Raw genomic sequence first — 20,518 nt, 5'->3', positions numbered from 1 at the left:
TGGAAAGACACTGATTTGATGAATGTACCGTACCTGTGGCGAGCAGGCGGTCAGGTGTAGATAAACCGGTTGACCACGCCTTCGAGCATCTCCTGACGGCCGCTCACAGCCTGCGGGTTCAGCTCATGGGCAAACGCGTGCTCGGCCAACGATGCCAGGCTGAACTCACCGGCCAGCACCGCCTGGCCCAAGGGCTGCTGCCACCCGGCATAACGCTGGTCCTTGAACTGCTGCAATCGGTCGTTTTGCACCATGGCCGCCGCACGCTCCAGAGACAGGGCCAGCACATCCATGGCGGCGACATGCCCGTGGAACAGGTCAACCTCATCCAGGCTCTGGCGGCGCACCTTGGAATCAAAATTGTAGCCGCCGTTCTTGAAGCCCCCGGCCTTGAGGATTTCATAGGTGGCCAGGGTCATCTCCTCGACACTGTTGGGGAACTGGTCGGTGTCCCAGCCGTTCTGCGGGTCGCCGCGGTTGGCGTCGATACTGCCGAAAATCCCCAGAGACACGGCGGTGGCAATTTCATGGTGAAAACTGTGCCCGGCCAGGGTGGCGTGGTTGGCCTCGATATTCACTTTGATCTCGTGTTCCAGGCCGAACTCATGCAGGAAGCCGAACACCGTGGCGCTGTCGTAATCGTACTGGTGCTTGGTCGGCTCCTGGGGCTTGGGTTCGATCAGCAGGTCACCCTTAAAGCCGATCTTGTACTTGTGCTCGACCACCATGCGCATAAAACGCCCGAGCTGTTCGCGCTCGCGCTTGAGGTCGGTGTTGAGCAGGGTTTCATAACCTTCGCGACCGCCCCACAGCACGTAGTTGGCACCCTTGAGGCGTTGGGTGGCGTTCATCGCGCTGAACACTTGAGCGGCCGCGTAGGCGAATACCTCCGGGTCCGGGTTGCTGGCGGCGCCAGCGGCAAAACGCGGGTTGCTGAAACAGTTGGCGGTGCCCCACAGCAACTGGATGCCGGTCTGTTCCTGGTGGCGCTCCAGGTGGTCGACCATCTGCGCGAAGTGGTTGCGGTATTCCTTGAGCGAGCTGCCTTCGGGTGCCACATCGGTGTCGTGAAAGCTGTAGTAATCAATGCCCAGCTTGGAGAAAAACTCGAACGCCGCTTCAGCCTTGCCGATGGCCACGTCCATCGGCTCGCCGCTGCGCTGCCACGGGCGCTTGAAGGTGCCCATGCCGAACATGTCCGCCCCCGGCCACACGAAGGTGTGCCAGTAGCAGGCGGCCATGCGCAGGTGTTCACGCATGGGCTTGCCGAGGATCAGTTTGTTGGCATTGTAATGGCGAAAGGCGAGAGGGGCGTCGCTGCTGGGGCCTTCGAAGCGAACCTTCTCGACACCTGGGAAGTACGGCATGGTGTTTTCCTTATTGTTCTTGGTGGTGCCCCGATACTAGCAACGGCATCGGGACTGCCGATTATGAAAATCACCAAGACGTAGTGCGATTTTGACCAGCCAGGGCTAGTCTGTAGCGACCGGCCCCAGGATAAAAACAATGAAAACCCTACCGCCCGTGCACCGCATTGCCCTGTTGTTCAACGGCAGCAAAATCTACGATCGCGGCATCATTACCGGCATCGGCAATTACCTGAGCAGCACGCGTGTGTCCTGGGACTTGTTCCTGGAGGAAGATTTTTTGTGCCGCTTAAGAGGCATCGAGCGCTGGCAGGGCGACGGCATCATTGCCGACTTCGATGACCCGCTGATCGGCGAGGCGCTGGCCGATATTCATTTGCCGGTGGTGGCAGTGGGCGGCTCCTATCAGGATGCACGCGCCTACCCCAAGGGCATTCCCTATGTGGCCACCGATAACCATGCACTGATCAAGTTGGCGTACGAACATTTGATTGAGGCGGGGCTGACCCGCTTTGCCTGCTTCAGCTTGCCCGAAGCCCAGGCCAACCGCTGGGCGCAGGAGCGCGAGAAAGCCTTTCGCCGCCTGATGCAACGCGATGGTTTGCAGGTTGAGGTTTACCGTGGGCTGGGCACCAGTGCGCCGCTGTGGGACAGCGCGGTGGAGCAGCAGATCGCCTGGCTGCAAGCCTTGCCCAAGCCCATCGGCATCATCGCCGTCACCGACGCCCGCGCCCGGCAATTGCTGCAAGCCTGCCTCACCGCCGGCATCGCCGTGCCGGAACAGGTCGCGTTGATCGGCATCGACAATGACCCGCTGACCCGCACCCTCACGCGCGTGCCGCTCAGCTCGGTCATCCAGGGTACCGAAACCATGGGCCGCACGGCCGCCGCGTTGCTGCACCAGATGCTGCACGGCAAACCCTGCGCGGGCACGCAGATTTTGGTGCCGCCGGATGCAATCAATGTGCAGGCCTCCAGCCTGCATCAACCGTTGGGCAACCCGTATGTGATGCAGGCGTTGCTGTTTATTCGCCAATACGCCTGCCAGGGCATCAAGACCGCGCAGGTGGCGGCGTATGTGGGGGTGTCGCGTTCATCCCTGGAGTCGCACTTTCGCAAGGTGCGTGGGTGCAGCGTGCATGACGAGATTCTGCGCTTCAAACTTGCGGCGGCGGCCAAGGGCCTGGAAAACCACGCCCTGGCGATCGCCGACATTGCCCAGGGTTGCGGCTTCAAATCGGCGCAGTACCTGCATACAGTGTTTCGGCGAGAGTTTGGCTGTACGCCGCGCGAGTACCAGCATGGCGCAAGTGTTCCTTGAAGTGAGATCGTTCCCACGTTCCACGTGGGAATGAATCCCGTGACGCTCCGCGTCACACAGGCGCAGGTGGCGGGACGCGGAGCGTGGGAACGATCCTCATTTCATGCTTTTAGAATACGGCTTTGACCTGCAACCCCAGTACCAGCGCGTTATCGATGCTCTCACCGGAAAACGCCCCAGGCTCGATGATGTATTGCACATCCGGGCGCAGCGTCAGCCACGGCGTGGCCTGGTAGCCATAACTGAGTTCGATCAATTGCTCGGCATTGTTCAGGTTAGGGTAGTCCGTCCCCGCATTGAACGCCGCCAACTCCTGCACGTCACGGCTGCGTGGGTTGGGTACCGCACGGCCATAACCCAAGGCGATTGTGTCGCGTGGGCGGCCTTCAAACGGCTTGTACAGCACCACGCCCGCGCCATACCACTTGCTGAACGGCGAGGCGGCTTCGCTGGCGGCCGAGTATTGGCCGAAAGCGTGCAGCACACGGCCTGCGGATGTGCTGGAGGCCCAGACGGCCTGGTCGATCAGCAGGTAGTGACCGCCGCGACCGTTCACGTCTTTGTTGCTGCCGATGCGCTTCACATCGGAGCTGTCGTAGTAATAACCCAGCTTGTACTCACCCGGCAGCGTGCCCGCGTGTTTGTACACCAGCTCGATCGGCACCACGGTGCCGGTGGTGTGTTTGGGGTCCAGGCGCCAGGCGCGGCTGGAGTTGCCGTTGCTGTCGGGGTCGACATTGAATGCCGCCACACGCAGCTGCCAGTTTGGCGAAAAGTCGTATTTCACCCGCGCACCCAGGCGTGCATTCGGGTAGTTGGTCCAGCCGCTGCCGCCGGACATGTTCAGCGGGTGCCCGCAGAAACCGGCGTTCATGAAGTTGCACAGGATGCCGCTGTCGAGGCCGCCGAGGTCGTTGCCCATCGCCATGTAACCGAGCTTGATGTTCAGCGCGGGCGTGAACAGCGTGCGCTCGTAGCTCAGCTCGGTAAGGCGGGTGTAGAGGCCGCCATAGTTTTCCTGGATCGGCAGGCGGTTGCCTACCAGGTCTTCGGAGGCGCTGTTGCCGCGCCGGTCGTTGATGGTCAGCTGAATGCGGTCGCCGTTGGTGAAGCCGTAGAGCTTGCCGAGGTCGAACTGCACACCGAGCTTGATGTTTTGCGAGTAGCGCGCCGAGCGGTGTTGGCCGCCGTCGGCGTTGTAGGCGGTCTCGCCGCTGTAGTCGCCGGTGAAGCGGATGCCTTGCTCGTCGAGTTCACGGCGCAGGCCGCCCCAGTCGCCGGTCAGGGTAGTGTCGTCGGCTTGAACGGGCAGGGCGGCAGCCAAAGCCAGGCCCAGCGCCAGGCGGCCGAAGGGCATAGGAGAAGTGAGGGTCATGCGGGGTCTTCCAAACGGCATGTATAGAAAGGCGCGCGCGGTGCAGGAGAGCACCGCGCGAACAGAGGGGCGTTACGGCAGGGCGTAGGCGATTACGTAGTCGCCACGGTCAGTGGACTGGCGAGCACCGCCGGCGGTGATGACGATGTATTGCTTACCGGTTTTTGGCGACACATAGGTCATCGGGCCGCCCTGGCTGCCCACTGGCAGGCGGGCTTTCCAGACTTCATCACCGTTGCCGCTGTTGAAGGCGCGCAGGTAGAAGTCCTGGGTGCCGGCGATAAAGATCAGCCCGCCCTGAGTCGACAAGGTGCCGCCCAGCGTCGGCAGGCCGACCTTGATCGGCAGGTGCATGCGGATGCCCAACGGGCCGGTGTCCTCAACAGTGCCCACCGGCACTTGCCAGGCGATCTGCTGAGTCTTCATGTCGATGGCCGTCAGGGTGCCGAACGGCGGTGCCTGGCACGGGATGCCAGCCACGGACAGGAAGCGGTTTTTGTTCACCGCATACGGCGTGCCCTTGAGCGGCACGGCGCCCATGCCGGTGTTCAGCGCTTCACCACCGGACGCGGCCTGGGCCTTGTTCTGCGACGGCACCATCTGGATCCACAGGCCCAGGCGCATGTCATTGACGAAGATAAAGCCGTGCACCGGGTCGGTGGAAATACTGCCCCAGTTCATGCCGCCCAAAGAACCCGGGAAACTCAGCGATTTATCCGTGCCCGGCGCGGTGTACAACCCTTCGTAGCGCATGCCCTTGAAGTCGATACGGCACAGCAATTGGTCGAACGGCGTGGCGCCCCACATGTCCGATTCGGTCAGCGTCTGCGCGCCGATCTGCGGCATGCCCACCGATTTAGGCTGGGTCAGCGAGTAAGGCTCGTTGGGGATGTTGGCGGCCTTGACCGGTACTTCCTTCACGTCGGTCAGCGGCTTGCCGGTGGCGCGGTCGAGCACATAGATCTGCCCGGCCTTGGTGCCGATCACCACCGCTGGCACGGCCTTGTCGCTGCCCGGTGGGGTGAAGTCGATCAGGCTCGGCTGCATCGGCAGGTCGAAGTCCCACAGGTCATTGTGGACGGTCTGGTACACCCACTTTTCTGCACCGGTAGAGGCGTCCAGCGCCAGCACCGAAGCGCCGTATTTGTGGTTCAGTTGGGTACGTTCAACGCCGTAGATGTCGGTGGACGAGCTGCCCATCGGCAGGAAGACTGTGTTCATCAGCGGGTCATAAGACATCGGTGCCCAGCTGTTCGGCGTGCTGCGTACATAAGTGCTGCCGGCTGCCGGGGCCTGCTTGTCTTCGGGGTTGCCCGGGTCGAAGGCCCAGCGCATCTGGCCGCTGATCACGTCGAAGCCGCGGATCACACCGCCGGGCATATCGGTTTGCACGTTATCTGCCACGCGGCCGCCGACCACTACGGTGGTGCCGGCGATCAAGGGCGCAGAGGAGAGCTGGTAGTAGCTGTCGGGCACATTGCCCAGGCCGGCTTTGAGGTCCACCTGGCCGTGGGTGCCGAAGTCTTCGCAGAACTTGCCGGTGTCGGCATCCACCGCGATCAGGCGCGCATCAATGGTGTTGGTCAGCAAGCGGCGTTGGCATTGCGCCCCGGCCGGTACGCTGGCAGCAATGATCGGCGAGCTGTTTGGCTGGGTTGGCTGGGCAATCGGCGCAGTGGCATCGAAATACGCCATGCCACGGCAACGCTGCCAGACCGCCGATTTGGCGTTGACTTCGTTCTTCCACAGCTCTTTGCCGGTGTCGGCATCCAGGGCGATCAGGTTGTTGTGCGGGGTGCAGATGAATACCTTGTTGCCGATCTGCAGGGGCGTCAGTTGGTCTTCGGCACCGTTGCCGTCGCTGATCGCCACGTCGCCGGTGTGGTAGGTCCACGCCACTTTGAGCTTATTGACCGTGTCGCGGTTGATCTGGTCCAGCGCCGCAAAACGGCTGCCGCCTTCGGTGTTGCCGTAATGCGCCCAGTCCTTCTGCGCATCGGCGGCGGCCACTGGCGTGACGCCAGGGCCTTTGCCGGTGGGCGCAACGCTTGGGTGTGCAACGAACATATTGCTCGCCGCCACCGCCACGCCGACGGCCAGCACGGCGGCAACGCCATAGGCGCCACGCGCCGGTCGGCCGGCCAGCAGCGGATACACCAGCGCCACCACCAGGCCGATCACGGCAAACATGAACAGCCGCGAGAACAGCGGCCAGTACACCAGGCCCACGTCCGCAATCGCCCACACGGCGGTGCCAACCAGGAACGCGGCGAACAGCCAGGCGCCCGCCGGCTTGCGCCGCGCGATCAACATGCCGGAAACGGCCATGGCCACGCCACCGACCAGGAAGTACCAGGAACCGCCCAGGCTGACCAGCTTGGCGCCGCCCACAGCCAGCGCTACGCCGAGCAGGGCGATAACCACGCCCAGGCCCAGCAGGAGAAATCTAGAGGCGCCAGCGGCGCGCGATGCTCTTTTCATGTCGACAGGACTCGAAGGTGAGAGGGCAAAGACGCGATTTTAGCAATATAAGTAACCAGTTAGTACATTGTGCTGCGTAATAGTCTTTTACAAATGTGGGTACAACAGCAAAACCCCGGTTCGCAGGGCGCCGATGCGAACACAGATGTCCCCAGCGACAAAAACCAACTGTGGGAGCTGGCTTGCCTGCGATGCAGACACCTCGGTACATCAGGTACACCCAGTTGATGTCATCGCAGGCAAGCCAGCTCCCACACCAGCCCCATTCCACATTGGCTTTAGTGTAGAGCGTCAGCCACAAAGCTCAATTTGGCTATTTGGCTATTGCTCCACGTGCGCCAGAAACGCCCCCACACACGCCATGCACGCCTCACGTTCTTCGACATGCGGCATATGGCTCGACTGCTCAAAAATCTGCCAGCGCACGTCGCGGATGCCATCGGCAAACGGCTGTACCGTGGCGGGTGTGGCTTCATCAAAGCGCCCGGAGATCAACAACGTCGGCACCTGGATGCGTGGCAGTCGCTCGATGATGCTCCAGTGGCGCAGGCTGCCGATCACGTGGAATTCAGTGGGGCCGTTCATGGTGTGATAAACGGTCGGGTCGTCTTCGATGGCGGCATTGGTGCGCAGCACTTCGGCGGGCTCCGGCTGGAGGCGGCAGACGTGGCGGGCGTAATACACATCCGAGGCTGCGCGGTACTCGGCGCTGTCAGTGGTGCCTGCCGCCTCATGGCGCAGCAGGGTGGCCTGCACTTCGGTGGGCAATGCCTGGCGCAGCTCATTCGCGGCGGCGCACCACAGGTCCATGGAGGCGGGCGAATTGGCGATGATCAATGCCTTTAAGCCGGCGGGTTGGCGTACCGCGTGTTCAGCCCCAAGCATGCCGCCCCAGGACTGGCCCAGCAGCGCGTAGTCGCTGATGTCCAAATGCTCGATCAGGTTGTCCAGTTCCGCCAGGAACAACGCCACGTTCCAGAAGTCAGCAGATGCGTCGCGCAGGTGAGTGGAGCGGCCATTGCCCAACTGGTCGTAGTGCACCACCGCGCGCCCTGTGTCGGCCAGGTCCTTGAAACTGTCGACGTAGTCATGGGTGCAGCCGGGGCCGCCGTGCGCGACGATCAAGGGCAAGCGCCCGGAACTCAAATCGCCAGTGACCCGGAACCATGTCCGGTAGCCACGGAAATCGGCATAACCTTCGCGAACCTGCATGCTGTGTGCCTCCTTGGATAGATGCGCTAAAGGCTAGTCAAAACCGCGCGTCAGGGGCACTGGTAAAAATGATAGGTTCTTGAATTAAAAGCACCCTGGGCTTAAGCCAGCGCATCCCGCTGCATCGACTGCAGGTTCTTCTCGATGGTTTCGCAGATGGTTTCCATCTGGATCTGATGTTCGCTGGAATGAAACGGGCTTTGCAGGTCGGTGCCGATGCGTTCGATCGCCAGCAGCATAAACCCCACTACCGTTGACGCCAGCGGGGTGAACCAGCCCAGGGACTCCACCAGGCCCACTGGTACGATCAGGCAAAACAGCGAGATAAACAGCCGAGGGAAATATACGTAAGGGTAGGGCAGCGGCGTATTGGCGATACGTTCCATGCCGCCCTGGGCGTTGGACAGGTCTACCAGGGTCGACTCCAGTCGCGCCAGGCGAATACTGTCCATGTGCCCGGCCTTGTATTCGCGGGCCAATAACGTCGCTGATCCGGTGAGGATGTCATTGGCAAAGTTGTTGGTGGCGCCATTGCGCGCAAACTCTTCGGCGGGGATAAACGCACGTACTTCATCCGGGCACGGGCGGCCCTTGAGGTGCGCCGCCAGGCAATTCACATAGGCCACATGGCGGCGCAACAGGGTGGCCTTGACCGGGTTTACCTCGCCCTCGGGGTCATCCAGCAGTGTCAGCACCTGGCGGGCGAAACTGCGCGAGTTATTCACCATCGCGCCCCACAACGTGCGTGCTTCCCACCAGCGGTTATAGGCGCTGCTGTTACGAAAGCTGATCAACACCACCAGCGCCGACCCCAGCAGGGTCAGCGGCATCAGCGGCAAGTTGATCTTGGTGGTCAGGAACAACATGAAATCGACCGTGACAGCCACATCCCACAACAACAGCCAGAACAAGGCCCAACCCACATAGCCCATGGTTTTGATAATCAGGCGGTACTTTTTGATGATGGCGGCTTTCAAGCGAGGACCTCACGGCGAGCAATGGGCAATAAATACCCTAGCTCGGACGCCCGGGGGCGGTGAAAGGTTCGCGGTCATATTTCTGGCGCCATTTATTGGCTCTGCTTCACACGCAATCTTTGCACTGCTATTTCAAGCAAGTTCACCGCTTGCGCGTTAGCAAATAGCCCAGGAAGTGCAGTTGGAACAACTTTGGTAATGATGCTGTGCCACGCGGCAATCACTGTACATTGACCCCAAAGGCAAAGCGCCATCAGGGGCCGTTTTACGACGTGATTTGTTTTGGGACCTGACTACGTGAACTTTGTAGTCTAGATCAGTGGGATGAAGTTGGTTGATCAGGGTTCTTTCATGCGTGTCAGTTCGTTAAAGTTGGATATCGGTAATACTGCACAAGCACTTGAACGTCATGAGGACTTTGAATCTTGTATTCGGGCACATTATCAGGTGCTTCTTGGCCCTTACTCGAAACGCCCGTTTTTCTACAAAAGTGCAATGAAATACAGCCGTTTGATGGTCTCATTTGCACTGTTCAGCGAGTACTTTTCCAAACCGACAGCCTTGCTTTGCGAGGTGAAAGCCTTTTGTGTGGCGCGGGGGTATTGCTCAAGAAACAGCCTGGAGTCGATCTTCCTGCTGTTTCGGGCGCTGGGGTTCATGGTGGTCGACGCACACCCGGAGGACAGCCGGTTCAGGGTGTATGCGCCCTCGGATGAAGCCTGCCGGGAAGTGCGGCTGATGCTGACGTCCATTACCGACTCACTGGCGCTGATGTGCCCTGAGAAGGAGCGTTTTCGCACAATGCGCGAGATGGACGACCGCAGTTTTCTAGCCCTTTATTTCAAAGGCTTCGCTCAGATCCTGGCCGACGAAATGACCGTTGATGTGTTGCTGCCCGACTGTTTTTGGCTGGTGAAGAAAGATGCAGGCCATTTGTTGATGCTGGCGATATATAACGATGCCTTTTCACCGGAAAACGAGCGCATGACCTTCAAATCGTCATCTTATCTTGCGCTCGCCCAGCAGCTGTCGGTATCAAAAACCCATATTATTAGAATGGTCCGGGAGGGTGTCGAGAAGGGCTATTTCAAAGTGCATGCGAAAAAACAGCTGGAAGTGCTGCCGGCTTTTGTTTGCCTGGTAAGACGGTTTATGGCGTTTTCATTTGCGGTTGGCCTGCACGCGGTTGAAAGAGGGGAAAGGGATGCCTGCTAATTTGAAGTTAAGGCCACGGATGCGCCGGTTACTGTCGCCAGCGGTCACCCAGGCCGAGTTAATCGGGATTATTGCCTGGCTCGGGGTGTTGTTGATTCATCCGGACATGCAGCTGGATATATATCTGGTGGCGATCAGCCTGTGCCTGATGGCGGTGTGTCGACTGCACCATATGACCCCCCACTTTTACCTGTGGCGTGCGCTCGGGGTTGTGTATGTCGTGCTACTGTCCGTGGGGTTTGCCTATGTCATCAGCGCGCATGGAGAGTTGCGCCTGTTTGGCTTGCCGCTGGCGGTTATCCTGGTGATCAGCAGCGCCATCCTGTTTATCAGTGTGCAGGATTATCTGGTCTGCGCCACGTTGGTCTGGTTGATTTTATGGCCGTGCATCCAGGCGGACATTTACGGCGATGCCCAGGTCTATCTGTATATTTTTTGCGTCGCGTCGGTGGCCATCGGTTTTATCCTGAGTTTTTCCTATTTGAAGAACCTGCGCTCGGTGTTGCTGGTAGAAAGTGAGTTTCGCGAGCTGGCAGAGACGGATTACCTGACCTCCATTCTCAACCGGCGCGCCTTCATGCAGGGCTTTGAAGCGTTGATCGCCAGCGGCCACAGCGGCTATTTCATGATGTTGGATATCGACAGTTTCAAACTCAAAAATGACCGGTATGGCCACGATGTGGGCGACAGCATTCTTTGCGCCATGGCCACCTGCCTGAAAACCGCCAAAGGCAGCCACAGTTTCGGCAGGATCGGCGGCGAAGAATTCGGCGTGCTGCTGTTGGGCGACGACCCGGCTGTCGCCTGCGAGTTCGCACGGGATTTGTTGCAGGCTATCCGGCACAGTGTGGCGGCGCCGCACAATTACACGTGCAGCGCGGGAATGGCGCGGTTTTCGGCGGGGGACCAGATGTCGGCAGTGCTTAAGGACGCTGACCGCAACCTGTATGGCGCCAAGCAAAATGGCAAGGACCGGGCCTATGTGGAGGGCAGGCCGATTAATCCGCACGGGTGTGCAGTCGCCCAATGAGTGCTCAGCGCGGCTGGATCAACGCTGGCCCATGGTTGCGTGTGTTGCCCACGGCACTGTCGACCTTGAACCATTCGAACACGTCTGCCGGGTCGCCCTGCAACAGCACCATCTGCTCGGCGCGACTTCGGGAGGTGGCCGGGTCCAGCCACTCACGGGCCAGTTCCGGAGTGAACACCACGGGCCTGCGGTCATGGATGTCGAGCATGCCACCGGCGCTGTCGGCGGTGATGATCACGAAGCCATCGTGCGCGTGCGCGCCCTCATCGGCGTCGGGCAGTTGGCCTATGGCGGCACAGAATACCGGCGCGCCGTCGCGGCGACGAATCAGGTAGGGCTGTTTTTTCGCGCCGCCTTCATCCACCCATTCAAACCAGTTGTCCACCGGCGCAATTGCGCGATGCGGCCAGATCGCGCGAAAGAACGCGCCGTGCGCGACCTTCTCGACACGCGCGTTGATCGCCAGCAGGCGTTCTTTGCTCCAGTGCGGGCGCCAGCCCCAACGCACCGGGTCAGCGTGCAAAAGATCATTGTCCAGGTGCAGTAACGCCACGGGGGTGGTCGGCGCCACGTTGTAGCGCTCAAGCGGCTGGTCGCCCACGCTATTGGCCAGCGCATTGGGCATGCTCAGCGCCGCCACAAAGTCATGAATACCGCGGTACTGCGAAAGTCGTCCGCACATGGCCGGTTCCTCGAACTGACTCCCTGAGCGTAGACGATCAATTTACAGCGGCGTGAGCACGTTCATCACCGTGTCCAGCGCCACCCGCGTGTCATCCAGTTGCACCAGCGAGGCGTGCCGGGCGCCGAGGGCGTCACGGTTCTGGATGGCGGTGAGGATCGCTTTGTGGCGGGGCAGGCTCAGGCCCTGGATGTCAGGACGGCGGTTGGTGATGTTGATCGACTCGCGCAGCGGCAACGACAGCATGTTGCACATGTAGGCGAGCAAGTCGTTGCGGGTCGCGTCGGCGATGGCTCGGTGGAAGTCCAGGTCGGCCTGCAGCAGGTCATCGTGGGTCTTGGCGGTTTCCATGCCCCGGTAGGCGGTTTCGATGGTGGCGATGTCTTCGGCGGTGGCCGTGGTCGCGGCCATGGCGGCGATTTCCGGTTCGAGGATGCGCCGCACGCCGGCCAGGGTGTTGAAGAATTCGCTGTGGGGCGTGGACTGCATCAGCCAGGACAGCACGTCCGGGTCAAGCAAATGCCATTTCACCCGTGGACGCACCACCGCGCCCACCCGTGGTTTGGAGTACACCAGGCCCTTGGCGCTGAGCACGCGGGTCGCCTCACGCAACACCGAGCGGCTGACCTGGTATTCCTCGCACAGCGTGGCTTCCATGGGCAGGCGTTCTTCGGGCTTGAAGCGACCGGAAACGATGTGCATGCCCAAGTCCTGAACGATCTGGGCATGCTGGCTCTTGCGCGGCTTGGGCGGCTGGTGATCCATAACGACGGGGAGGCTCTGGCTTAGGTTCGCGGCATCATAGCATCCCAATTAGTGGGAATGCCGGGGGACTTCAGCGCCACGGCAGCCCACCAGGAAGTCGAAGTCGCAGCCTTGATCGGCCTGCAGCACGTGATCGATATACAGCTGGCGGTAGCCGCCGACGATCAGGTTTTGCGCTGGCGCAAGGTCAGCCATGCGCGCCGCCAGTTCGGCGTCGGGGATATCCAGGTGCAACCGGCCGTTGGCGCAGTCGAGCTCGATCCAGTCACCTTCCTGCACCGTGGCCAGCGGCCCACCGGCGGCAGCTTCCGGTGCCACGTGCAGCACCACCGTGCCGTAGGCGGTGCCGCTCATGCGTGCATCGGAAATGCGCACCATGTCAGTCACGCCCTGGGCCAGCAGCTTGGCGGGCAGGCCCATGTTGCCGACTTCGGCCATGCCGGGGTAACCCTTGGGGCCACAGTTTTTCATGACCAGAATCGAGTTGGCATCCACGTCCAGTGCCGGGTCATTGATGCGTGCCTTGTACATGTCGAAGTTCTCGAACACCACCGCGCGGCCACGGTGCTGCATCAACTCGGGGCTGGCGGCGGAAGGCTTGAGCACGGCGCCCAGCGGCGCCAGGTTGCCGCGCAATACGCAAATACCGCCATCGGCGCGGATCGGGTTATCGAGGGTGCGGATCACCTCATCCTGGCCGTAGATCGGCGAGTCCTGGGTGTTCTCGCCCAACGACTTGCCATTGACCGTCAAGGCATTCGGATGCGGGATCAGGTTGGCTTCGCCCAGGCGACGCAGCACGGCCGGCAGGCCGCCGGCGTAGTAGAACTCTTCCATCAGGAAACGGCCTGACGGCTGCAGGTCGACGATGGTCGGCATGCCACGGCCCATGCGGGTCCAATCGTCGAGGTCGAGCTCGACGCCAATGCGCCCGGCGATAGCTTTGAGGTGGATCACCGCGTTGGTCGAACCGCCGATGGCCGCATTCACCCGGATCGCGTTTTCAAATGCTTCCTTGGTGAGGATCTTCGACAGTTTCAAATCCTCACGCACCATCTCGACCGCGCGCATGCCAGACATATGCGCCAGCACATAGCGCCGCGCATCCACCGCCGGAATCGCCGCGTTGTGGGGCAGGGAAGTGCCGAGTGCTTCGGCCATGCAGGCCATGGTCGACGCAGTGCCCATGGTGTTGCAGGTGCCCGCCGAGCGCGACATGCCGCCTTCGGCCGCAAGGAAATCGTCAAGGGTGATGGTGCCGGCCTTGACCTGCTCGCTCAGTTGCCACACCACCGTACCCGAGCCGATGTCCTGGCCCTTGTGCTTGCCGTTGAGCATCGGCCCGCCGGTGACCACGATGGCCGGCACGTCACAACTGGCCGCGCCCATCAGCAGCGCCGGGGTGGTTTTGTCGCAGCCGGTGAGCAGCACCACGCCGTCGATGGGGTTGCCGCGAATGGCTTCCTCTACATCCATGCTCGCCAGGTTGCGGGTGAGCATGGCGGTGGGGCGCAGGTTGGATTCGCCATTGGAGAACACCGGGAATTCCACCGGGAAACCACCGGCCTCGATCACACCGCGTTTGACGTGCTCGGCGATCTGGCGGAAATGCGCGTTGCACGGGGTCAGTTCCGACCAGGTGTTGCAAATGCCAATGATCGGTTTGCCATGGAACTGATGGTCGGCAATGCCCTGGTTCTTCATCCAGCTGCGGTACATGAAACCGTTCTTGTCGGCGGTGCCAAACCACTGGGCGGAGCGTAGGGCGGGCTTTTTATCAGGCATGATCGACTCTCTTATTGTATGACTATATGTTCTATATGCGCTTAAACATAAGCGCAAAAACGCAGATTTGGAAGTGTTGTTTTGCAAATAGTCATACTATATAGTCCAGCTTAATTGAGGTTTGACCCTGGCGGATTTTCGCGAGAGGCAGCCCCCGAGCTTCTATAAAAACAACAATCGGAGATCGACCCCATGAGCCAGGAACTGCGGCTTGTTCGGCGTATCACGCTGAAACTGATTCCCTTCCTGATCCTGCTGTACCTGATCGCCTACGTGGACCGCTCGGCGGTGGGGTTTGCCAAGCTGCACATGGGCGCCGACGTCGGCATCGGCGATGCCGCCTATGGCCTGGGGGCGGGGTTGTTCTTTATTGGCTACTTCCTGTTTGAGATCCCCAGCAACCTGATGCTCGACCGTTTTGGCGCGCGGCGCTGGTTTGCACGGATCATGCTCACCTGGGGCGCCATCACCATTGGTATGGCCTTTGTGCAGGGGCCGCACAGTTTTTATGTGATGCGCTTTTTGCTCGGCGCGGCCGAAGCCGGGTTCTTTCCGGGCGTGCTGTACTACATCACCCAGTGGTTCCCGGTGCGCCATCGCGGCAAGATCCTGGGGCTGTTTATCCTCTCCCAGCCGATTGCCATGATGATCACCGGGCCCGTGTCCGGCGGCCTGCTGGGCATGGACGGCATCCTTGGTCTGCACGGCTGGCAATGGCTGTTTATCGTGATCGGCACGCCGGCGTTGCTGCTGACCTGGCCGGTGTTGCGCTTTCTGCCGGACGGCCCCAAGCAGGTCAACTGGATGAGCGAAGACGAAAAAGCCTGGCTGACCGCTGAGTTGGCCAAGGACCTGCAAGCCTTCGGCCAGACCCGCCACGGCAACCCGCTGCATGCCCTCAAGGACAAGCGCGTGTTGTTGCTGGCGCTGTTCTATCTGCCGGTGACCTTGAGCATCTATGGCTTGGGCCTGTGGTTGCCGACCCTGATCAAACAGTTCGGCGGCACTGACTTGGTGACCGGCTTTATCTCGGCGGTACCCTACATTTTCGGCATCATCGGGCTGCTGATCATCCCGCGCAGTTCCGACCGTTTGAACGATCGTTATGGCCACCTTGCCGTGCTCTATGTGCTCGGCGCCATCGGCTTGTTTTGCAGTGCCTGGCTGAGCGTGCCGGTGCTGCAAATGGCGGCGCTGTGCCTGGCGGCATTCGCCTTGTTTTCCTGCACGGCGGTGTTCTGGACCTTGCCGGGGCGGTTCTTTGCCGGCGCCAGTGCGGCGGCGGGCATCGCGTTGATTAACTCGGTGGGCAACCTGGGCGGCTATATCGGCCCGTTCGTGATCGGCGCGCTCAAGGAATACACCGGCAACCTGGCTTCGGGCCTGTATTTCTTGGCCGGGGTAATGGTGTTCGGGCTGGTCTTGACCGCTGTGGTGTACCGCGTGCTGGAGCGCAAGCATGTGCTGCCTGCCGACCAGTTTGCCGCCAGCGCCCGAGGCGCCACACGTACTTAATCCTGGAGAAGTTTGATGCGTTTAGTTCAGTTCGAATTGCGTAACGGTGAGCGTCGTGTCGGCGTGGTGCAAGGCAACACACTGCGCGAAGTGCACACCGCGCGCAGCGTGCGTGAGTTGGCGCTGGCCGCCATCGATGCCGGTGTGGGCCTGGCGCAACAGGTCGACAGCCTCGGGCTGGGCGACAGTTACGACTACGCCGCGCTGTTGGCGGACCTCAAAGTCCTGCCGCCGCTCGACCATCCCGACCCCGCGCACATGCTGATCAGCGGCACTGGCCTCACGCATCTGGGCAGCGCCTCGGCCCGCGATAAAATGCATCAGGCCGGTGACGACAGTGCCTTGACCGACACCATGCGTATCTTCAAATGGGGCGTGGAAGGCGGCAAACCGCCGGCCGGCCAGGCCGGCGTGCAACCGGAATGGTTCTATAAGGGCGATGGCAATATTGTCGTGCGCCCAGGCCAGGCATTCCCGGTGCCACCCTTTGCTGAAGACGCCGGTGAAGAGCCGGAAATCGGCGGGTTGTACGTGATCGGCCGTGACAGCAAACCCTACCGCCTGGGTTTTGCGGTGGGCAACGAGTTCTCCGACCACGTCATGGAGCGCAAGAATTACCTGTACCTGGCCCATTCCAAGTTGCGCAGTTGCAGCTATGGTCCGGAGTTGCGTGTGGGTGAGTTGCCCGAGCATCTGGCCGGCACCAGCCGCATCCGCCGAGACGGTCAAGTGATATGGGAAAGCGAATTTCTCAGTGGCGAGGCGAACATGTGCCACAGCCTGGAAAACCTCGAGTACCACCATTTCAAATACAGCCAGTTCCTGACCCCGGGCGACGTGCATATTCATTTCTTCGGCACCGCCACCTTGTCATTCGCCGACGGTATACGTACCCAGCCGGGGGATGTGTTCGAGATCAGCCAGGCCGAGTTCGGCGCGCCGCTGGTCAATCGGGTCGGCAGCGCCGAGGCGGCGTTCGCACCTGGCACTGTCATCAGCCTTTAAGGAGATCAGCATGAATCCGTTTCTCGGCCACAACTACATCGGCGGCCAGCGCAGCGCCCAGGGCAGCATCACCCTGAAAAGCGTCGACGCCAGCACCGGCGAGGCCTTGCCTCAGGATTTCTATCAGGCCACGCCCGCCGAGGTGGATGCCGCCGCCAAGGCCGCCGCTGCCGCCTATCCCGCGTACCGGGCATTAAGTGCATCGCGGCGGGCGCAGTTCCTGGAGACGGTGGCCGATGAGCTGGACGCGCTGGGGGATGATTTTATCGAGTTGGTGTGCCGCGAAACGGCATTACCTGCTGCGCGCATCAAAGGCGAGCGCGGGCGCACCAGCGGCCAGATGCGCCTGTTCGCTACGGTATTGCGTCGTGGTGATTTTTACGGCGCGCGTATCGACAGAGCCTTGCCCGACCGCCAACCCCTGCCGCGCCCGGACCTGCGCCAATACCGCATCGGCCTCGGCCCGGTGGCGGTGTTTGGTGCGAGCAACTTTCCCCTGGCATTTTCCACCGCCGGCGGCGACACCGCTGCCGCGCTGGCGGCCGGCTGCCCGGTGGTGTTCAAGGCGCACAGTGGGCATATGGCGACGGCTGAGCGGGTGGCCGATGCAATCATTCGGGCGGCCGAGGCCACCGAGATGCCGGCGGGGGTGTTCAACATGATCTTCGGTGGCGGCGTCGGTGAGGCGCTGGTCAAGCACCCGTCGATCCAGGCCGTGGGTTTTACCGGCTCGCTCAAGGGCGGCCGTGCCTTGTGTGATATGGCGGCGGCACGCCCGCAGCCGATCCCGGTATTTGCCGAGATGTCGAGCATCAACCCGGTGATTGTGCTGCCCCAGGCCTTGCACGCCAGGGCCGCGACCATCGCCCGCGACCTCACTGCCTCGGTGGTGCAAGGCTGTGGCCAGTTCTGCACCAACCCTGGCCTGGTGATCGGTATTGCCTCGCCACAGTTCACCGCGTTTACCCAACAGGTGGCGCAACTGATCGGTGAACAGCCGGCGCAAACCATGCTCAATACTGGCACCCTCGGCAGTTATGGCAAAGGCTTGGAAAAACTCTTGGCGCACCCTGGCATCCAACACCTGGCGGGCAGCGCTCAAGTGGGCAGTCAGGCGCAGCCGCAGCTGTTCAAGGCCGACGCGCGCTTGCTGATCGACGGTGATGAGGTGTTGCAGGAAGAGGTGTTCGGCCCTGCCACGGTGTTTGTCGAGGTCGCCGATCAGGCCCAGCTCAGCGCCGCCTTGCACGGTCTACACGGCCAGCTCACTGCGACGCTCATTGCTGAACCGGCCGACCTGCAGCACTTCACTGAACTGACGCCGCTGCTGGAACAGAAAGTCGGGCGCATCCTGCTCAACGGCTACCCGACCGGCGTGGAAGTGTGTGATTCGATGGTTCACGGCGGGCCGTACCCGGCCACATCCGATGCCCGTGGCACCTCGGTCGGCACCCTGGCCATCGACCGTTTCCTGCGCCCGGTGTGCTTGCAGAATTACCCTGATAGCCTGCTGCCCGACGCGTTGAAAAACGCCAACCCGTTGCGTATCCAGCGGCTGGTGGATGGCACGCCATCGCGCGACCCGCTGTAACACCAGGAGGTTTTATGTCGTGTACCGCAGTCACTGCGCACCGTGCGCAGCTGGGCGAAGGCCCGTTCTGGGACGTGCCGACCCAGGCGCTGTATTGGGTGAATATCGCCGGCAAGCAGGCGCTGCGCCTGATGGGCGGGCAGTTGCAGATCTGGCAGTTGCCCGAGCACGTCTCGGCCTTCATCCCCTGTGAAAGCGGGGATGCACTGGTGACGCTGAGCAGCGGCGTGTACCGGCTGAACCTGGAAACCGAAGCCCTCACGCTGTTGTGCGTGGCCGACCCGCAACCGGGTAACCGTGGCAATGAAGCGCGCTGCGATGCCCAGGGCCGCCTGTGGTTGGGCACCATGCAGAACAACATTGGCGAGCAGGGTGAAGACCTGCCGATTACGCGGCGTTCCGGCGGCCTGTTTCGGATCGATGCCAACGCGCATGTCACGCCGCTGCTGCAAGGGCTGGGCATTCCCAACACCTTGGTGTGGAGCGATGACGGCGCGCACGTGCATTTTGGCGACAGCCTGGACGGCACTTTGTACCGGCATGCGGTCAAGCCAGAGGGTCAGCTCGAGCCTGCCCGGGTCTGGTTCGGCCCGCATGAGCGTGGTGGCCCGGATGGCTCGGCGATGGACGCGGATGGCTATATCTGGAATGCCCGTTGGGATGGCAGTTGCTTGCTGCGCCTGACGCCTGCCGGCGAGGTCGACCGCATTGTCGAGTTGCCCGTGAGCCGCCCCACCAGTTGCGTGTTCGGTGGCCCCAACCTCACCACCCTCTACATCACCAGCGCCGCCAGCCCACTCGATCACCCGCTGGATGGCGCAGTGCTGGCCATCGAGGTCGATGTGCCGGGCACACGCTGTCACCGCTTTGCCGGATAAACCCAAGACCTGAAAACAATAACAAGGAGTCACCCGTATGAATCGTCGTCGAGGTATGCGTTCCCTGTGCTGCGCCGCTGTGGCGGTGTCGGCCCTGAGCTTGGGCGGTCTGTTGCAGGCCGCTGAAGCCGTGAAGATTGGTTTTTTGGTCAAGCAGGCTGAAGAGCCGTGGTTCCAGACCGAATGGGCGTTTGCCGAAAAAGCCGGCAAGGAGCATGGCTTTACCGTGATCAAGATCGCCGTGCCCGATGGCGAGAAAACCCTCTCGGCCATCGACAGCCTGGCGGCCAACGGCGCCAAGGGCTTTGTGATCTGCCCGCCGGATGTGTCGCTGGGCCCGGCCATCGTTGCCAAGGCCAAGGCGAACGGCCTGAAAGTGATTGCGGTGGATGACCGTTTTGTCGACGCCAAAGGCAACTTCATGGAGGACGTGCCATACCTGGGCATGGCCGCGTTTGAAGTGGGCCAGAAGCAGGGCGCGGCGATGGCGGCGGAGGCGAAAAAACGCGGTTGGGATTGGAAGGACACCTATGCGGTGATCAATACCTTTAACGAACTGGACACGGGTAAAAAGCGCACTGACGGTTCGGTTAAATCCCTGGAAGATGCTGGTTTTCCTAAAGACCACATTCTGTTCACCGCGGCCAAGACGCTTGATGTACCGGGCAGTATGGACGCCACCAACTCGGCACTGGTCAAGCTGCCCAGCGGTGCCAAGAACCTGATTATCGGCGGTATGAACGACAACACGGTGCTCGGTGGCGTGCGCGCTACGGAAACGGCCGGTTTTGCTGCGGCCAATGTGATTGGTATCGGCATCAATGGTACGGATGCCATTGGCGAACTGAAAAAGGCTGACAGTGGATTTTTCGGTTCGATGCTGCCTAGCCCGCATATCGAGGGCTACAACACGGCGCTGATGATGTATGAGTGGGTCACCAAGGGGACGGAGCCGCCCAAGTACACGGCCATGGACGAGGTGACGCTGATTACACGGGAGAACTTCAAGCAAGAGCTGACGAAGATTGGGTTGTGGCAGTGAGGTAGGCTTGGCGGGGGGGGATCGGACGGAGTACATATCCGTTGCTGCGGTAACGGCTACCTATGGTTCCGCCCTTACGGCGGGTCACTTTTGGCAAACGCCCCAAAAGTAACCAAAAGGTCTTCGCCCCACCACTCGGTGCCTCGCTGGGGCTCGGCATGCCCTCACTCCGGCTTGAATCCGTGGGCCGCCGCGATGGGCCATCCTTGGCCCAGCGCGGCTAACCCGGCGTCCTGCCGGGTTACCCACGGATTCAAGCCTGCGTTCGGCCATCGTG

The 20,518-nt window shown here is 61.4% G+C and carries 16 protein-coding genes; 8 read left to right on the top strand and 8 right to left on the bottom strand.

The features are described 5' to 3' along the window. Nucleotides 1-50 precede the first annotated feature (50 nt). A complete protein-coding gene (xylA, locus tag GIW28_RS26545) occupies nucleotides 51-1,367 on the bottom strand; it encodes a xylose isomerase (RefSeq protein WP_186617599.1) in 1,317 nt (438 codons plus the stop codon). 139 nt (nucleotides 1,368-1,506) lie between these two features. Here xylA and GIW28_RS26540 point away from each other — a divergent pair, with 139 nt between their 5' ends. Then, on the top strand, nucleotides 1,507-2,688 hold the full coding sequence (locus tag GIW28_RS26540; RefSeq protein ID WP_017136529.1) for a XylR family transcriptional regulator: 1,182 nt from the start codon (nucleotides 1,507-1,509) through the stop codon (nucleotides 2,686-2,688). Nucleotides 2,689-2,797: 109 nt separating this feature from the next. On the opposite strand, the gene GIW28_RS26535 is transcribed toward GIW28_RS26540, so the two are convergent. The 4 genes from GIW28_RS26535 to GIW28_RS26520 form a co-directional block, all read right to left on the bottom strand. Then, nucleotides 2,798-4,063, bottom strand: coding sequence for a carbohydrate porin (locus GIW28_RS26535; protein ID WP_169988323.1), 1,266 nt, complete (start codon nucleotides 4,061-4,063; stop codon nucleotides 2,798-2,800). A gap of 72 nt (nucleotides 4,064-4,135) precedes the next feature. Continuing rightward, entirely contained in the window at nucleotides 4,136-6,544 is a 2,409-nt protein-coding gene (locus GIW28_RS26530) for a glucose/quinate/shikimate family membrane-bound PQQ-dependent dehydrogenase (protein WP_017136527.1), read from the bottom strand. 321 nt (nucleotides 6,545-6,865) lie between these two features. Continuing rightward, nucleotides 6,866-7,756: a proline iminopeptidase-family hydrolase gene (locus GIW28_RS26525; protein ID WP_017136526.1), complete on the bottom strand. Its 891-nt coding sequence runs from the start codon at nucleotides 7,754-7,756 to the stop codon at nucleotides 6,866-6,868. 101 nt (nucleotides 7,757-7,857) lie between these two features. Beyond that, on the bottom strand, nucleotides 7,858-8,733 hold the full coding sequence (locus tag GIW28_RS26520; RefSeq protein ID WP_236447563.1) for a bestrophin family protein: 876 nt from the start codon (nucleotides 8,731-8,733) through the stop codon (nucleotides 7,858-7,860). 324 nt (nucleotides 8,734-9,057) lie between these two features. On the opposite strand from GIW28_RS26520, the gene GIW28_RS26515 reads away from it, so the two are divergent. Beyond that, the gene (locus GIW28_RS26515; protein ID WP_017136524.1) at nucleotides 9,058-9,948 is read left to right on the top strand and encodes a hypothetical protein; all 891 of its coding nucleotides are present in this window, start codon (nucleotides 9,058-9,060) and stop codon (nucleotides 9,946-9,948) included. Then, on the top strand, nucleotides 9,938-10,978 hold the full coding sequence (locus tag GIW28_RS26510) for a GGDEF domain-containing protein (RefSeq protein ID WP_236448154.1): 1,041 nt from the start codon (nucleotides 9,938-9,940) through the stop codon (nucleotides 10,976-10,978). The genes GIW28_RS26515 and GIW28_RS26510 overlap by 11 nt, the downstream gene beginning before the upstream one ends. 4 nt (nucleotides 10,979-10,982) lie before the next feature. On the opposite strand, the gene GIW28_RS26505 is transcribed toward GIW28_RS26510, so the two are convergent. From GIW28_RS26505 to GIW28_RS26495, 3 genes are read right to left on the bottom strand one after another with little or no spacing between them, the layout of a single operon-like run. After that, nucleotides 10,983-11,660, bottom strand: coding sequence for an SOS response-associated peptidase family protein (locus tag GIW28_RS26505; protein ID WP_017136522.1), 678 nt, complete (start codon nucleotides 11,658-11,660; stop codon nucleotides 10,983-10,985). Nucleotides 11,661-11,702: 42 nt separating this feature from the next. After that, nucleotides 11,703-12,425: a FadR/GntR family transcriptional regulator gene (locus GIW28_RS26500; RefSeq protein ID WP_017136521.1), complete on the bottom strand. Its 723-nt coding sequence runs from the start codon at nucleotides 12,423-12,425 to the stop codon at nucleotides 11,703-11,705. A gap of 48 nt (nucleotides 12,426-12,473) precedes the next feature. Continuing rightward, on the bottom strand, nucleotides 12,474-14,210 hold the full coding sequence (locus GIW28_RS26495; protein ID WP_099489963.1) for an IlvD/Edd family dehydratase: 1,737 nt from the start codon (nucleotides 14,208-14,210) through the stop codon (nucleotides 12,474-12,476). Between the two features lie 192 nt (nucleotides 14,211-14,402). Between GIW28_RS26495 and GIW28_RS26490 the strand changes: the two genes are divergently transcribed. From GIW28_RS26490 to GIW28_RS26470, 5 genes are read left to right on the top strand one after another with little or no spacing between them, the layout of a single operon-like run. After that, entirely contained in the window at nucleotides 14,403-15,725 is a 1,323-nt protein-coding gene (locus GIW28_RS26490; RefSeq protein ID WP_138450592.1) for an MFS transporter, read from the top strand. Between the two features lie 15 nt (nucleotides 15,726-15,740). Beyond that, nucleotides 15,741-16,730, top strand: coding sequence for an AraD1 family protein (gene araD1, locus GIW28_RS26485; protein ID WP_099547905.1), 990 nt, complete (start codon nucleotides 15,741-15,743; stop codon nucleotides 16,728-16,730). Between the two features lie 10 nt (nucleotides 16,731-16,740). Next, complete coding sequence (locus GIW28_RS26480) at nucleotides 16,741-18,321, top strand: aldehyde dehydrogenase (NADP(+)) (RefSeq protein WP_236448050.1); 1,581 nt, start codon at nucleotides 16,741-16,743, stop codon at nucleotides 18,319-18,321. A gap of 14 nt (nucleotides 18,322-18,335) precedes the next feature. After that, the gene (locus tag GIW28_RS26475) at nucleotides 18,336-19,199 is read left to right on the top strand and encodes an SMP-30/gluconolactonase/LRE family protein (protein WP_017136517.1); all 864 of its coding nucleotides are present in this window, start codon (nucleotides 18,336-18,338) and stop codon (nucleotides 19,197-19,199) included. A 37-nt stretch (nucleotides 19,200-19,236) separates the two neighbouring features. Next, the gene (locus tag GIW28_RS26470) at nucleotides 19,237-20,241 is read left to right on the top strand and encodes a substrate-binding domain-containing protein (RefSeq protein WP_017136516.1); all 1,005 of its coding nucleotides are present in this window, start codon (nucleotides 19,237-19,239) and stop codon (nucleotides 20,239-20,241) included. Nucleotides 20,242-20,518: the final 277 nt, after the last annotated feature.

It is taken from the genome of Pseudomonas sp. PA-5-4B, assembly GCF_021606215.1.
GTDB classification, from domain to species: domain Bacteria; phylum Pseudomonadota; class Gammaproteobacteria; order Pseudomonadales; family Pseudomonadaceae; genus Aquipseudomonas; species Aquipseudomonas edaphica.
The sequence above is the reverse complement of the archived record's forward strand: the minus strand, read 5'-3'. Positions and strand labels throughout refer to the sequence as shown.